Genomic DNA, 15,621 nt, shown 5'->3' on the forward strand with positions numbered 1-15,621 from the left:
TTTAGGAGAAAGTGTATGAGTGCAAAGTATAAACAAATTGCAGATGTGTTAGAGCAAAACATTCGAGATGGGCTTTTTAATGAAACGAAAAAACTACCTACAGAAGAAGCGTTGATGAATCGATTTGAAGTAAGCCGTAATACGATACGTAAAGTAATTAGTCAGCTTGTGAATAGAGGTTATATTTTTCAAGTACAAGGTAGTGGTATGTTTTTACGCGAAACTTCTGTAACAGATTATATTAATTTAGGAAGTTTACGGGGATTAACGAAGAATCTTGTTTCACAAAATATTGAAACGAAAGTGTTAGGGCTTGAAGTAATAGATGCGAACGAAGAGATAGCAAAGCGGATGCAATGCGAAGCTGGAACTAGGTTGTATTTTTTGAAGCGCTTAAGAATTGTAGATGCTAAGCCGTTCTCTATTGAAGTAAGTTATTTCAAAAAAGATATTATTCCATATTTGAACGAAGAAATAGCATTAAGCTCTGTATACAGTTATTTCATTGAAGATTTACGATTAAATATTGGTTTTGCTGATAAAGTTATTAGTTGTAAAAAAGTAAATAAAGAAAATGCACAGCTTTTAGAATTAAATGAAGGTGATCCGGCGCTTCTTATTGAAAATACAGTATATCTTGTAAATGGAACAATTTTCGAGTTATCTCAGTCGATGTTTCATTATGAAAAGACTAAACTTTTAAATCGAATTAATTTTAAATGAAAAATTATCGTGTGAAAAAAGCAACTGATCCTAAGTGATCAGTTGCTTTTTATTTTTAAAGTGGATGAGCAAAAAAACACGAAAGTGGTTGGTCCGCTTTTTACAAACATCTATTATGATAAGAGAAGAAAGGTAGTATGTTATCAACGTTTTAAAGAGGAAGGTTTTTATGTAAGTTCTTTAATTAAAATAGATGGGTCTTAGAGAGGTGAAAGACAATGAGTTTTGCAATTTCACTAGTCGTTATTATTGTAATTGTATCGCTATTTGGGACTGTACTAGTTGCAAGAAACGTGGAAGAGAATTACGGTAAGTCTACAAAAAGAAATGTGAAAAACTTATCTGCAATCTATATTCTTCTTCTTTTTGTTCTACTAGTTGGGGTAACATGGTATGCGGTAATGATCTGATAGTTTGTAAAAGAACTGAAATGAGAGTATGAAGTTGGAATTTTAGAAGCTATCGAGTAATCAGAAAGAGAGTCATTTTGGATATATCTATTTGCGGATAAGAAGATGTGACTAATTAATACTATTTTTAGAGTGAATACTGTTAGTAATAAATTGAGGATAGTTTGTTTTGAAAGGAGGCAACTATATGGAATGGAAACCAAATCGTGCAGATAAGACGCCTGTATATAAACAAATAGCGGATTATATTGAAAGGGGTATTTCTTCAGGTGAGTTTCCTTCTGAAAGTAAGTTACCTTCGGAGCGTATGTTAGCAAAAGAATTACAGGTGAATAGGAGTACGATAGTAGCTGCATATGAAGAATTAAAATCACTTGGAGTAGTAGAACGACAAAAGGGAAGCGGAACACGGGTCAATACAGACATATGGGGTGTCTCACATAAACGAATACCGAACTGGGGTAGGTACGTGGAGGATGGATCGTTCTTACCTAACGTACCACTCGTTCAACAAATTCGAACGGAAACACAAAAAGATGATTTAATTAATTTAGCAAGTGGTGAACTGTCACCAGAATTAATTCCAAGTGATAGATTTCGAACAATTTTATCGGAGAAAACATTTATGGAAAACCTCGGCTATGACCATCCACTTGGAAATGAGATGTTGAGAAAAACAATTGCAGCACATGTTCAGCAATATAAACGAATTGAAGCAGATTCAAGCTCTATTCTTATTACGTCAGGAGCACAACAGGCGCTTAATCTTATCGTTCAATGTTTATTAAAACCTGGCGATGCGATCGCGATTGAAGATCCTTCGTATTGTTTTTCGCTTCCAATGTTTAAATCGGCCGGTTTAAACATATTTCATTTACCTGTTGATGAGTATGGAATGAATCCAGATGACTTAATCGATTTGCACAAAAAGCATCGCATTCGTATGGTGTTTTTGAATCCAGATTATCAAAATCCAACGGGTACTGTGCTTTCATTAGCGAGACGTAAAAAAATTTTAGAACTGTCTTCTGAGTTCGGTATACCAATTGTAGAAGATGATCCGTATAGTTTAATTTCTTTTAATGGAGAAGTGAACCCGACATTAAAATCAATGGACCAAAATGGAAATGTTCTTTATATAAGTTCATTATCAAAAATTGTTGCATCAGGATTACGTATTGGATGGATAATTGGTCCTACACGTGTAATTGAGCGTTTAGCAGATGCGAAGCAGCAAGTTGATTTTGGTCATAGCGTATTTACACAGTGGGTGGCAAATCAATTTTTAGAATCAGAAGATTTTCATGCACATATTACAATGCTTCGTGGACAATTGAAAGAAAGAAGGGATGCGTTAATTAGAAAGCTTAAAGAAATATTAGGGGATCAGGTTGAATTTTTTGTTCCAGAGGGTGGAATACATGTATGGTGTAAAGTGAAAGGAAAGTTTGATGAATATCACTTATTAGGTGAATCTATACAGAATGGTGTCGCATTTGTTCCGGGCAGTGTTTTAGGTTCGAAAAATGAATATATACGATTTACGTTTGGTAGAGCGAATATAGAACAAATTCAACTTGGAATTAAACGGTTTGCCGACACGCTACATGAGATTTCATAATATGGATGTGTGATAGTGAAATGAGGGAAAGAAATGAAGTACGTGACGCTTTTACTTCAAGTAGGCGTGCTATATGTATTTAGCCTAGTGGGTACGTGGATTCAAGGAGTATTCCATCTATCAATGCCAGGAAGTTTAATAGGGATGTTAATACTGTTCCTGCTCCTTTCCACTCGCGTTTTACCGTTAAAATGGTTTGAGTTAGGTGCGGAAAAGTTAATCGTATTTTTACCGTTATTTTTAATCCCTTCGACAACAGGGCTCATGGAATACGGGTCTTTTCTTTTCAGTAAGGAGAGTATTATATTCCTTTTAGTAGTTGCAAGTACTGTAGTAACTTTGATTGTTTCAGGGTATATAAGTCAATTATTAGTCACATCAAAAAAATAAAATCGACAAGGTGCACGATTCAAATGGTCTTAATTATTATTACTGTAGCAATTTATTTCTTGGCGACAAAGCTATATGAAAAATTTACGTTCGCATTTACGTTACCAGTGTTAACAGTTACAGCAAGTATGATTTGCTTATTTCTAATTTTTGGTATTTCTCATCATGAGTATAGAGAGAATGGAGGGGATATTCTCTCCGGCTTATTGAGTCCTGCAATTGTAGCGTTAGCGATACCTTTATTTAAAGAGCGAAAAATACTTATGAAAAACTTTTTGTCGATACTTATCGGTGTAGCGGTAGGTATAGTGGCTTTAACGAGTATGAATGTAGTGATTGGTGAGATGTTAAATATAGATCAAGAACTCATATTAACAACACTCCCGCAATTAGCGACGATGCCTATTGCTATTTCATTAGCGGATCAAATTGGTGGTATTCCGTCTATGACTTCTAGTTTTGTAGTTGTTGCAGGAATCACAGGTGCTATTATCGGACCAACAGTACTTAAGTTTTTCCGTATAACGAGTACAATTGGAAAAGGAGTGGGAATGGGCTGCTCATCACATATTATTGGGGTAAGTCGTCTCGTGAAGGAAGGCGAGAAAGAAGCGACTATCGGTTCGGTAACGATGATTGTAACTGGAATACTCATTAGTATACTAATACCGTATGGAACGAAATTTATATTTTAAAATGTAATGGAGATGATGAAAATGACAACATGGTTTATAGTTACATTATTTATTTTTGGTGCGATTAAAGTACTAGTTTCTAGTATGCCGACTTCTGTTGTAGAATCAATTATTAGTAGATTTGAATTGCATCAAAAACTTGAGGAAGAGAATACCACTATATTGATAGACGGAAAAAATATAGAGGGGGAAACGAAACTACAAGTTATTCATGAATTTAACGAAGCTCTATTTTTAGATAAACATTATTTTCCGCCGCACGGGGAAGGAACACCAATCGTTATTAACACGAAGAAAGGGAATAAAGAGATTCGATTTTCTCTGTATAGCCATGAGGAACATGTTGATGTAATAAAGCAATATAAAAAGAAAATCGTTGCCTATCGTTTGCGTTCAAAACGCCTTCAAAATCCTACATCATTAGCAATAACTGAAGATTATGCTTAAAAAGAGATCGTTATAAAAACGGTCTCTTTATTAAAGTGGGTTATATAATTATTAAATTTTTATTCATATCGTAGTCCATTTGAAAGGGTATCAATAGCTTTCCAATCGTCAACAACAATTTGTTTATTATTTTTATGCATGATATTGTTAGCTATTAGTTTTTCAATGACTCGATTAAGATGACGGGTGGTTGTCCCGATTAAGGAGGCGATTTCATGATGATCTTTAGTATGAATTTCGCGCCCAAATAAATTAGATGGATTTCGGGCTGTACATAAATAACTAGCAAAGCGTGTTTCCACAGAAGCTAGTAAATTGATACGTGAAGCTGTTGTACAGGTTTGTAGTTTATAAGTGACGTGATGAATGAGTTCTTGAAGGAAGATTACATCTTGTAATAAGTAACTTGTTACATAATTTTTATCAATAAAAAGAAAATCCGTCTGTTGTTCGGAGGTTACATGAGATTGTATGTTTACGGACTGAATTAATTCAATATCTCCCATGATAGAAATGGCAGAACAAAATCTTAGTAATAATGCTTTACCTGTAATTACACTTGAAGTTATTTTTGTACGACCTGACATTTGAATATATAGGCCATCAATCATTTCGCCTTCGTGTAGTACAGTTTCTTTCGCTTCATATCTAAGGATCTTAAATGGATGATTGAATTGTTGGAATAGCTTTTTTATGTACTCGTTATTTAAGTAGCTTAATAACAAGGTATTATCTACAATATTTTGCATAATGTTTCTCCTTTTGGGACATCTGTCCTTTCTATTATAAAATAATTCATATACATTAAAAAGAAAGGAGTGATGTATATGAAATTTATTTTTGATATTGATGGTACTATTTGTTTTAAAGGGAACGCAGTAACGAAAGGGATAATTCACGCGCTAGACGTATGTCAAAGTAAAGGGCATGAGGTTATATTTGCATCAGCTAGACCGATTAGGGACTTATTACCGGTGCTACCAAATCATATGCATCATTATTCAATGATTGGTGGGAATGGGGCATTTATTGCAAAGGGAAAGGAGACTATTGAAGTTATAACTTTTGATCCAGGAACGGTAAGTGCTATACATTCAATAATAAAGAAACATAGCCTTTCATATTTGATAGATAGTCATTGGAATTATTCTTATACAGGAAGCGAGAATCATCCTATCTACAAAAACATAGATCCTAATCAACTGGCTAATAATGTACATATTGATGAAATTAAGGAAGTAGTGAAGGTGGTATTATTTCCTGACCATGTTCAAAAAGAATATATTATGAATATGTTAACAGAACTTCCTATACGTATTTATGAACATGATAATGAAGGGATCGTGGATATAAGCCCTGAGAATATTGATAAATGGATAGGGTTACAACGATTGGGTATAAAAGAGAGGGAATTCGTAGTGTTTGGTAATGATTCGAACGATTTATCAATGTTTCTACACGCTAAGGAAAGTATTTGTGTTGGGAGTCATGAAGTATTGGTGGGTCATGCATCCACATGTTTAAAAATAGATGAACAAAGTATTGTTAATAAAATAATTGAGTTATCCGAATTATATGCGTAATAAATATATGAAACATAATAAAAAAGAGTACGAAAAGGTTTGCTAGCCTTTTAGTACTCTTTTTTATTAATTATGAAATAATATACTTTCCAGATAAAAGAAAAGAAAATCATATAGCCAAATAAAGAATATGTATGATTCCAATCCAAACTATGAATAAAGAAACCGAATCTTTCAGAAATCTGTTCAAAAATGCTAGCACAAATACCTATTGAAATAATAAATAGAATTCTAGAAACTGTAGATAATGTTTTTGAAATTTGTATGAAAATCGTTGTTAAAATCGGTAGTACAAATAAAGTAAAGCCAATGTTAATTGAAAATATGGATGAGAAAGGTCTAACCGGAAAGGAATACATTTGTTTCGCAACAAAGAAAGCATCTAAGAAAGTTCCGATAATAGAAGAGAATAAGATTGTAATAACTAATGCGAAAAGGTTATTCTTCTTCTCGAAGGAGGACGTTTTTCTTTGCAAGAATTGCCAACTCAATTTTTTCGAGTGTTTTACAGTAGTCTTCTGTAATTTGTCCATGTATCCTTTCCTCCTTATCGGTTAAATAATGTATGACTTGCCAGTCGTTAAACCAATCTGCATGTTCTGTTTCTTCATGTTTCATATTTTTCCATGCATACATAAGTGCAGGGCTATATATACGGTGGGCATCACTTTTTAATTGGCATTTTTTTATTCTTCGTTTATAAAACTCTCTTGAAAAGGATTCATTCACACTTGAAAATAAATGTGGCCAATAATCTTTTCGTGATCCAGTATGTGGATGAGTGTCAGCCCATTGTAGTATACGAGCTAAAACGTGTTCATCATGAAACAATAATGTATATAATCGTTTTCCGAGCAAAATTCGTTCGTGTAAGGAAGTGAAATGTTTCATTGTATCACCAATTAATATTGTTTTTTGTCCAGTATTTTCTTCAGAGAAAGGGAAGAGAATATGATTAAATTGAAAGAAATCAAAAAGTTTAAATCCAATACTATTTAGTACATTTTTTTTGAAGTATTTATTTTGAATCACTCTTTTTTCTAAGTAGTTTTGTTCATTAATAATAGTCGCAATCGTTAATATTTGTTTGTTTCCAGTTTTCCAAAAGAAGTTCCACATTGTTTCCATGAATGTTGATACATTGAGGTGAGGGAGGAGATGAAAAAGATTTTTGTTTTTTTTAACACTCTGTTCATATAATAAAAATTGTGGATACACATCTTGAAAGATAAGCCAATTACCCCGTTCTAAAAAAGAAAAGAAAGTAAATTGATCTTTCTCAGATAACAATTTCGTATATAAATCCCCCTTTAAATCTGTCATGTTCCAACCGCCGTTCCGCGATACCATATGTCCAAGCAATGCCCAATGTATTTCAGGATATCTTTTGTAAAATTGATAGTAAGCACGAGTTCTTGTAACATTATTTTGATTCAATAATTTTGTTCTTTCTTTAATTGTGTGTACGAATACTTCTTCTTCGTTCGAAAGGGGAGAAAGGAAGTTATTTACGTTGATACATTTTTGTTTTAGCTCGTTTTTTATTGAGAAGAGGGATAGAGGAATGTTTTTGTAAAGTTTATCATTTGGATTGTCGTGGTGCATGTAATTCCCTCCAATTCAAGTCTGTTATCATAAATATATTAGTAACTACTTACATAAATGATATGTGAAGGAAATGAAAAGTTGCAAAGTACAAAAAAGGAAAGAAGAGTCCGTCTCTTCTTTCCTTTTCTTGTATGTATTTACGCTACAGAGAATGAACACCTTTTTTGAGAAGAGTAGAAAATGAATCAGCATGAATAGGCTTGCTGTAGTAGTAGCCTTGAATAAATTGACAATTATTTTTTTGAAGGAAACTCACGTGTTCTTTCGTTTCTACACCTTCCGCGATAACTGACATTCCTAATGTATTTGCTAATGTGATGATTGTTTTAATAATTTCCATTCCATCGTCACATGTTTCAGACATTGTAATAAATTCTCGTGGGATTTTTAACGTATCGATTGGATATAAAGGTAAGTAAGCTAGCGAAGAATAGCCTGTACCAAAGTCATCGATTGAAATATGAATCCCTAAACTTTTTAGTGTACGTAGTTTTATTAATGTTTCTCGCTCATCCATCATTGCAATTCGCTCTGTTAATTCAAGATCGAGAGAACTTGCTGCTAAGCCTGTATTTGCTAATGTTGCAGAAATAGATTTTACAAAATCTTCTTGTTCAAATTCTTTAGCAGATAAGTTTACACCTATTTTTAAATGTGAATATCCGAGTGCGTGCCAACGTTTCATTTGCTCACAGGCTTGCTTCAATGTCCACTTTCCTATTGGAATAATTTGTAGTGTTTCTTCTGCAATCGGAATAAATTCGTATGGAGAAATAATACCTAATTCAGGATGATTCCACCTAATTAAAGCTTCTGCACCAATAATTTTATTAGATTCACTATCAACTTGAGGTTGATACAAAAGGAACAATTCTTCATTTTGTATTGCGTTTGGTAAATCTTTTTCTAATCGTAATCGTCTTTCAATTTTTTTAGCGATTACATCGTCATAAATAGAGACAGAATTAAGCTCTTTTGCCTTTGCATCATACATTGCAACATTAGCGTTTTTTAATAGTGTAGTGATATCGATTCCGGAATGTGGATAAATAGCGATCCCGATACTAAGTGATAAAGTTAATGTATGCTCATATATGACAAACGGTTTTTCCATACTTTCAAATAATTGATTACATAACTCGAATAAGGAATCTTCGTCAGTATAGTTTTCAATTAAGATTGTAAATTCATCGCCACCGATTCTTGATAGATGAGTATGTGATGGAAGACATGATTGGAATCGCTCCGCTACTTTTTCTAATATGTGATCCCCTGCCGAATGTCCAAGTGTATCATTAATTGCTTTAAAGCGATCTAAGTCCAAATATAATAATGCAAACTCGCTTTCTGTCGTTTTAGCATTTTTTATAATTCTTTTTAATTTCTTCTGGAAAAAGGCACGGTTCCCAATTTTCGTTACAGTATCATGGAATGCTAAATATTTTATTTCTTCTTGCTGTTTTTTTAGTGCAGTAATATCTTTCACCATAATATAGCTTCCTGAAATTTGTCCGTCTATCATAATAGGGACGATAGTAACGTATAAAAAATAAGTAAAGCCATCTTTATATTGAGAACTAAGTTGTAAGGATGCCGATTCTTGTTGTTTCACTTTTTCTAATGCAGATGCTAGTTTATGTTTATCTTCATCTAAAATAATTGAAAAACATGTTTCACCAAGTAACTCGTTCGTTGGTGCTCCAAGTAGTATACTTCCAGCTTTATTTACATTTAAGAATACACCATTTAAATCAATTGTAAAAATAGGATCAGGGTGATATTCATATAATGATTTGAATTTTTGTTGCTTTTGAGATAGAGCCTCTGATTTATGAACTAAATCTGAAGTCCGTAATGTAACTTTTTCTTCTAATTGGGCATTAAATACTTGTAAACGTTTGGTTAGGGAATTGTTTTGCATACGTACAATAGAATGACGAATGAGTACGAAAATAAAAGTAATACAATTTCCCGTAATGAGAGTGGAAGATGCTGTTTGTTCTTTTAACGTAAACCCGATTAGTATTGCAACGGCAAGATAAGGAAATACAACTAAAGCCTTCTTTCCTATTATAGGGTTAACAATGAAATAATTTTTATGGCTATTATGATCTTCTGAAATAGATCCAGCTATTGCAATAAGTAATATAGGTATTCTATATAAAAGACGTAATAATGTTATCGTTTCAGTTGATAAATGATTATTTAGGTAAAAATAAATATAGTTAAAAGTTGCAGAACTTATTAATACAAAAATAAAGATATAAATTTTCCGTTTGGAATTAAAAATTGTTGGACGGAAAAAGAGACTAACACCTAGTAGAAGAAATAATAAATCTGCAATTGGATATAGAAATGAAAGGAAAACATCTCCTAGTGAAAGAGAGAATATATTTAAATTTGGTTGATTAAATAAATACCACTCCAATGTGAATATGGAAGTAAGTACTATGCATATATCACAAATAAAGAACGCTTTTTCCCATTTATCGCATTCTTTTAAGATTTTATAGCAGAAAGCGATAAGACAAAAGAGTAGAAAAAACATGTAAAATACATCAGAAATTGTAAAACGATGTATTGGAATTTCGAAGAAGCTATCTTGATATGTATATACTATTTTTCCTAATAGAAAACTACCAATTGCTATTGTGATACATATCCAAAACGGATTTGAACTGACTTTTTTAGAATATATAGAGTAAATGAGTGATACAAATGTAATAGCTTCAACAATAAGTGAAGCGAAGCGTACATCTGAATTTGAAAAATGAGTAGGGAACAGATAGAAAAACATAAAATAGATTGAATAGCATATTAATGTCGCAATTAATATACATAGTTGTAAATTTTTATTTAATTTCAATAAAATCACCTTCTTTAATTATGCACTATATTCGTAATATCTATACATAATAATATTATTTAAGAATTGTATCAGATTTCCTTATAAAAATCATGCGTATAAGGAAAGTGATGAAGAGTTTAATACTTCTTAAAATTAAAAAAACATGGCGTTTGATAGTATGTATTACATTAAGATTTTAAATGGAAATTGTATATTTAGTCATCCTTTGAATTTTAAAGGTTTTTTAGTGGTTCGCAAGTGAATATGTATAATTGCATAAGGGTATAACATTCAATTTTATATAAAATTGAATGTTATAAAGTATAAACTAAACTTTTGTATGTATCTATTCTCATACGAATGAGGGATTTCAAAAAGATGTTGCGTATATACAATAATACGTAAGCATGTATGAAATCTCTAGTATAGGAGGAAGAGCATGAAGAACTGGGTAAAGTTTCGAATAGCACGTCCAACTGATCAATTTGAAAAGGTGATAGAATTCTATGAAAAAGGATTGGGCTTAAAACGTATAGGTGAATTCTACAATCATAAAGGATATGATGGGGTCATGTTTGGACTCCCAGATGAAGAGTATCATTTAGAATTTACAAGACATATAGATGGGAGCCCATGTCCAGCTCCGACAAAAGATAATTTACTCGTATTTTATATGCATGAAGATAGTGAAATGAAAAAGGTGAGTAAAAGGTTTCATGTATTGGGATATGATGAAGTCGAACCAGAGAACCCATATTGGAAAGATAAGGGGATAACGATAGAGGATCCAGATGGCTGGAGAATTGTGTTGATGAAATTAGAAGAATAATGTGTAATTATGCTTGAAGTTCAAGTAGGAGGGAATATATGTAAGAGAGCTTTCTTTTGAGGGGATACACTCATGGAAGGCTTTTTTATTTGAAATTCGAAAAATAAAATTTGGAATTATATTCTGAAAAGTTATAAAATAAGAACGTGTATTCCTATGGGTTTGAGAGGGGTGCCTGAAAAGATGAATAGAACACTAGGGGGAATTTTTTATGATATACCGGATTAAGGATGCAGAAATATATTATGAAATTATTGGTGAAGGAAAACCAGTCATTATTATACATGGCTGTGCACCTGATCATAGGTTAATGCAGAGGTGCATGGAATCAGTATTCGAAAAATATAAAGGTTACCAAAGAATATATATTGATTTACCTGGCATGGGGAAATCGAATGCTCCAGATTGGATAAATAGTTCAGATCATATGTTAGAACTGTTAATTGCATGTATTGAAAAAATTATTCCAGCCAAAAACTTTTTATTAGTAGGGGAGTCCTATGGCGGATATTTAGCTAGAGGTATACTCACAAAGCTGTTTGAAAGAGTTAATGGATTACTATTAGTCTGTCCTGTTGTAGTAGCGGATCCAGAAAAAAGGACTCTTCCAGATAAACAGGTAATTTTACAAGATGAGGACTTTTTAAATAAGCTCACTTCTACGGAAAGAGAGGCATTTTGTGAGTTAGCAGTAGTAGCAAACGAATATACATATAAGCGATTTCAAGAAGAAATTAGACCAGGGTTAGGTGTTGCTAATTATGAGTTTATTGAAAGGTTGCAAAAAAATTACTCTCTTACTATGAATTTTTATCATATGAAATATGAGAAACCTGTTCTTTTACTAGCTGGAAGGCAAGATATATCCGTAGGTTATCAAGATATTATAGAAATTATTGATGATTATCCAAGAGCGACATTAGCGGTGTTAGATATGGCAGGGCATAATTTACAAATTGAACAACCTGAATTGTTCGAGAGTTTAGTAGGAGAATGGATTACACGAACAAAACAACAAAATTTATAAAAAACGAATGAATATTTTCAAGGAGGAAGTATGAGTACATATATCTATATGGTTAGACATGGTGAATCACCAAAATTAGAAGAGGGTGAAAGAACACGTGGTTTAACTGAAAAGGGAAGTTTAGACGCTCATAGAGTAACAAATATATTAAAAACAGAGGGAATCGATACTTTCATTTCAAGTCCATATAAGAGAGCTGTATTAACGATAGAAAAAACAGCCGATTTCTATGAAAAAGAAATATTAATATATGAAAATCTTAAAGAGTGTATGTTTTCCAGTGGCGATCAAGTTATATCAGATAAAGAGGTGTATCCACTTGTAAAGAAGATGTTCTCTGAAGCGGATTTTGCACGAACGGAAGGAGAGTCATATGCGGATTGCCAAAGAAGGGTAGTGAAAGTATTAAAAGAAATCTTAATGGATTTTCAAGGACAAAAAATTGTAATTGGTACACATGGCCTTGTCATGACACTCATGATGAATTATTTTGATAAGCAATACGGGTTTGAATTTTTAATGAATACGTCAAAACCAGATATATATAAGATGGAGTTTAAAGAGGAACAATTAATGAATGTAGAGAGATTATGGAAAGCAGAATAAAATTGGTTGTATGGGCTTTATTGTAAAAGTTACTTTTATAGCAAAATCTTCTTATTTGAATAGAAAGTATTTTTATCAACTATTTTTAGAATGTTAAATCAATAAGTAATTATTCAGTTTCTGAATAATATAATTGAAAGTTGGTTTAAGTAAACAATTTTAAATGTGACAAAACTCCAAACGTTGAATTTATATTCAATAGGAGAAAAAGATGTAGAATTTTGTCTTACTGTCCTCGTTTACTTTTTATTTCATTACATATAGGCTTTGTGGTGTAAGGGGGGACATCACCTTTACGCAAAATCTATAAGGAGGTCATTGTAATGAAACAAATTAAAAAGTTTGCGGGAGTTGCTTTAGCGGGGACGATTGGATTAAGTGGACTACTGTTTTTAGAACCAAGTGTAAGCGCTGCGGAAGTACAGCAAGTGAAAGAGGAGAATTTCAATGCAATTGATGTATCGATGAATCTAAATGAATTATATGTATTAAGTGGCAGAAGCATTGATGTTCTTTCTGGAGATAAAGAAGCAATTCAGCTAAACAAATACACAATTCGTTTTAGTAAACCAGGGAAGTATGTGATTAAAGTAAATGGCTGTATTTATGACGATGTATATACTTTTATTGTGAATGATTAGTATATCTTCTTAAATTATGGAATAAAAAAGAAACACCCTATTTGCGGTGAGAATCGTAAATAGGGTGAATTTACTTGTATTAAACTGTACTTTAAATATGTTCACTAATTTTTTTTTTGTTATGTAGAGTATGTAGAAGTGTTTGAAATACCTTAAATGATTGCTGAAAGATTGGACTTTGAATAAAGGTATACAGAAAAGTTACGATAAAAACAGGCCCCCCTAGCATAAATCCAATAACTAGTACAATACATTCTACTATGATTCTAGCACGGCTAATAGATAGACCGGTTTTGTCGGAAATAGTAAGCATGAATCCATCACGAGGTCCAGCGCCGATTCCAGCCGCAACATACATACCTCCCCCAATACCTGTAATGGCAATGCCAGAAAATAAAATGAGTAAGTTTAACCATAAATAATCACTAGCGTTTGGAAGAATATTTGATTGTAAGAAAAAGTCCATAATCGGACCGATAAGTAGTGCATTTAAAAATGTTCCCACATTTATATATTTTCGATCTACTAGTAAAGAAATGAGAACGAGACATAATCCACATATGACACTCCACGTACCAATGGTCCATCCAAACCTTTGGTAGAGAGCCATGTTTAAAACTTCCCAAGGATGTAAACCGAGAAATTTAACTTTTACTGCAAGAGCATTTCCAAGGCCGAAAAAAATTAATCCTAAGAAAAAAAGAAAATAGCGAAAGAGAGTTAGCCTCATCTTTAAAACCTCCCATATTGTATAATTATGTATATTACATGTAAGAGTTTTAATGTACAAATATTACGACTTTTCAACCGGTATTTGAAATAGCTAAAATACAAATGAAATATATGTATTCACAGTCAAAAAAGTTAAAATATTTCGTCTCAAGGATTATAATAGAGAAAGAAATATAAAAGGGAGTGAACGAGTTTGAAACAAGAACTTATTGAAAGATTTACGAGATATGTAAAAATTGATACGCAATCAAATGAAGAAAGTCATACAGTGCCAACAACACCTGGACAAATTGAATTTGGTAAGTTATTAGTGGAAGAGCTAAAAGAAATTGGGTTAACAGAAGTGACGATGGATGATAACGGTTATGTAATGGCAACACTTCCTGCTAATACGGATAAGGATGTTCCAGTCATCGGCTTTTTAGCACATTTAGATACGGCAACAGACTTTACAGGGAAAAACGTAAAACCACAAATTCATGAAAATTTTGATGGCAATGCGATTACGTTAAATAAAGAGTTAAATGTTGTGTTAACGCCAGAACAGTTTCCAGAATTACCATCATATAAAGGACATACGATTATTACAACGGATGGTACGACACTTCTAGGAGCAGATGATAAAGCTGGTTTGACTGAAATTATGGTTGCAATGAACTATTTAATACATAATCCGCAAATTAAACATGGGAAAATAAGAGTAGCATTTACGCCGGATGAAGAAATTGGTCGTGGGCCAGCGCATTTTGATGTAGAAGCGTTTGGTGCATCATGTGCTTATACGATGGATGGAGGTCCATTAGGTGGTTTAGAGTATGAAAGCTTTAATGCTGCAGGCACTAAGTTAACGTTTAACGGAACGAATACACATCCTGGAACAGCGAAAAATAAAATGCGTAACGCAACTAAACTTGCGATGGAGTTTAATAGCTATTTACCAGTAGAAGAGGCACCAGAATATACAGAGGGGTATGAAGGATTCTATCATTTACTTTCTTTACATGGTGATGTTGAGCAAAGTAAAGCGTATTATATTATTCGAGATTTTGATCGTGAAAATTTTGAAGCGCGTAAACATAACGTTGAAAATATTGTGAAGCAAATGCAAGAGAAGTATGGACAAGATGCAGTCGTTTTAGAAATGAATGATCAATACTATAACATGCTTGAAAAAATCGAACCAGTGAGAGAAATTGTTGATATTGCATATGAGGCAATGAAAAGTTTAAATATCGAACCAAATATTCATCCGATTCGCGGTGGAACAGATGGATCACAACTATCGTATATGGGATTACCAACCCCAAACATTTTCACAGGTGGTGAAAACTATCACGGTAAATTTGAGTATGTTTCGGTAGATGTTATGGAAAAAGCTGTTCAAGTTATTGTGGAAATCGCAAGACGATTCGAAGAACAAGCTTAAAAAAGAACCAAGTAGTGCGGATGCGCTACTTGGTT

General features: G+C 32.8%; 17 protein-coding genes. 12 read left to right on the forward strand and 5 right to left on the reverse strand.

Annotation, left to right across the window (positions count from 1 at the left end):
• Window positions 1-15: 15 nt before the first annotated feature.
• From ACTFRS_RS16725 to ACTFRS_RS16750, 6 genes are all read left to right on the forward strand, one after another.
• A complete protein-coding gene (locus ACTFRS_RS16725; RefSeq protein WP_139867034.1) occupies window positions 16-723 on the forward strand; it encodes a GntR family transcriptional regulator in 708 nt (235 codons plus the stop codon).
• 218 nt (window positions 724-941) lie between these two features.
• On the forward strand, window positions 942-1,133 hold the full coding sequence (locus tag ACTFRS_RS16730) for a hypothetical protein (RefSeq protein ID WP_000006459.1): 192 nt from the start codon (window positions 942-944) through the stop codon (window positions 1,131-1,133).
• A gap of 187 nt (window positions 1,134-1,320) precedes the next feature.
• Complete coding sequence (gene pdxR / locus ACTFRS_RS16735) at window positions 1,321-2,754, forward strand: MocR-like pyridoxine biosynthesis transcription factor PdxR (RefSeq protein ID WP_440024653.1); 1,434 nt, start codon at window positions 1,321-1,323, stop codon at window positions 2,752-2,754.
• Window positions 2,755-2,787: 33 nt separating this feature from the next.
• A complete protein-coding gene (locus ACTFRS_RS16740) occupies window positions 2,788-3,144 on the forward strand; it encodes a CidA/LrgA family holin-like protein (RefSeq protein WP_440024651.1) in 357 nt (118 codons plus the stop codon).
• A 23-nt stretch (window positions 3,145-3,167) separates the two neighbouring features.
• Window positions 3,168-3,839 (forward strand): LrgB family protein, encoded by a 672-nt coding sequence (locus tag ACTFRS_RS16745; RefSeq protein WP_139867041.1) that lies wholly within the window; start codon window positions 3,168-3,170, stop codon window positions 3,837-3,839.
• Between the two features lie 21 nt (window positions 3,840-3,860).
• Complete coding sequence (locus ACTFRS_RS16750) at window positions 3,861-4,286, forward strand: YfmQ family protein (RefSeq protein WP_087954531.1); 426 nt, start codon at window positions 3,861-3,863, stop codon at window positions 4,284-4,286.
• Window positions 4,287-4,345: 59 nt separating this feature from the next.
• Here ACTFRS_RS16750 and ACTFRS_RS16755 read toward each other — a convergent pair whose 3' ends face one another.
• On the reverse strand, window positions 4,346-5,035 hold the full coding sequence (locus ACTFRS_RS16755) for a Crp/Fnr family transcriptional regulator (RefSeq protein WP_139867043.1): 690 nt from the start codon (window positions 5,033-5,035) through the stop codon (window positions 4,346-4,348).
• A gap of 78 nt (window positions 5,036-5,113) precedes the next feature.
• On the opposite strand from ACTFRS_RS16755, the gene ACTFRS_RS16760 reads away from it, so the two are divergent.
• Window positions 5,114-5,869, forward strand: a complete 756-nt coding sequence (locus tag ACTFRS_RS16760; RefSeq protein WP_139867045.1) for an HAD-IIB family hydrolase — start codon at window positions 5,114-5,116, stop codon at window positions 5,867-5,869.
• 50 nt (window positions 5,870-5,919) lie between these two features.
• On the opposite strand, the gene ACTFRS_RS16765 is transcribed toward ACTFRS_RS16760, so the two are convergent.
• The 3 genes from ACTFRS_RS16765 to ACTFRS_RS16775 form a co-directional block, all read right to left on the reverse strand.
• Window positions 5,920-6,345: a CBO0543 family protein gene (locus tag ACTFRS_RS16765; protein WP_139867115.1), complete on the reverse strand. Its 426-nt coding sequence runs from the start codon at window positions 6,343-6,345 to the stop codon at window positions 5,920-5,922.
• On the reverse strand, window positions 6,308-7,474 hold the full coding sequence (locus ACTFRS_RS16770; RefSeq protein WP_431084432.1) for a DUF2515 domain-containing protein: 1,167 nt from the start codon (window positions 7,472-7,474) through the stop codon (window positions 6,308-6,310). The genes ACTFRS_RS16765 and ACTFRS_RS16770 overlap by 38 nt, the downstream gene beginning before the upstream one ends.
• 145 nt (window positions 7,475-7,619) lie before the next feature.
• The gene (locus ACTFRS_RS16775) at window positions 7,620-10,343 is read right to left on the reverse strand and encodes an EAL domain-containing protein (RefSeq protein WP_440024649.1); all 2,724 of its coding nucleotides are present in this window, start codon (window positions 10,341-10,343) and stop codon (window positions 7,620-7,622) included.
• 421 nt (window positions 10,344-10,764) lie between these two features.
• Between ACTFRS_RS16775 and ACTFRS_RS16780 the strand changes: the two genes are divergently transcribed.
• From ACTFRS_RS16780 to ACTFRS_RS16795, 4 genes are all read left to right on the forward strand, one after another.
• On the forward strand, window positions 10,765-11,154 hold the full coding sequence (locus ACTFRS_RS16780) for a VOC family protein (RefSeq protein WP_440024648.1): 390 nt from the start codon (window positions 10,765-10,767) through the stop codon (window positions 11,152-11,154).
• Window positions 11,155-11,365: 211 nt separating this feature from the next.
• A complete protein-coding gene (locus ACTFRS_RS16785) occupies window positions 11,366-12,181 on the forward strand; it encodes an alpha/beta fold hydrolase (RefSeq protein ID WP_440024647.1) in 816 nt (271 codons plus the stop codon).
• Between the two features lie 30 nt (window positions 12,182-12,211).
• Window positions 12,212-12,787 (forward strand): histidine phosphatase family protein, encoded by a 576-nt coding sequence (locus ACTFRS_RS16790; protein WP_087954536.1) that lies wholly within the window; start codon window positions 12,212-12,214, stop codon window positions 12,785-12,787.
• A 323-nt stretch (window positions 12,788-13,110) separates the two neighbouring features.
• Window positions 13,111-13,428, forward strand: a complete 318-nt coding sequence (locus ACTFRS_RS16795; RefSeq protein ID WP_044791624.1) for a hypothetical protein — start codon at window positions 13,111-13,113, stop codon at window positions 13,426-13,428.
• A gap of 91 nt (window positions 13,429-13,519) precedes the next feature.
• Here the strand turns inward: ACTFRS_RS16795 and ACTFRS_RS16800 are convergent, their stop codons facing one another.
• Complete coding sequence (locus tag ACTFRS_RS16800; RefSeq protein ID WP_139867057.1) at window positions 13,520-14,158, reverse strand: YczE/YyaS/YitT family protein; 639 nt, start codon at window positions 14,156-14,158, stop codon at window positions 13,520-13,522.
• 195 nt (window positions 14,159-14,353) lie between these two features.
• Here ACTFRS_RS16800 and pepT point away from each other — a divergent pair, with 195 nt between their 5' ends.
• Entirely contained in the window at window positions 14,354-15,586 is a 1,233-nt protein-coding gene (gene pepT, locus ACTFRS_RS16805; RefSeq protein WP_440024644.1) for a peptidase T, read from the forward strand.
• Window positions 15,587-15,621: the final 35 nt, after the last annotated feature.

It is taken from the genome of Bacillus cereus group sp. MYBK139-1, from assembly GCF_051916915.1.
In the GTDB taxonomy this organism is placed as follows: domain Bacteria; phylum Bacillota; class Bacilli; order Bacillales; family Bacillaceae_G; genus Bacillus_A; species Bacillus_A pacificus.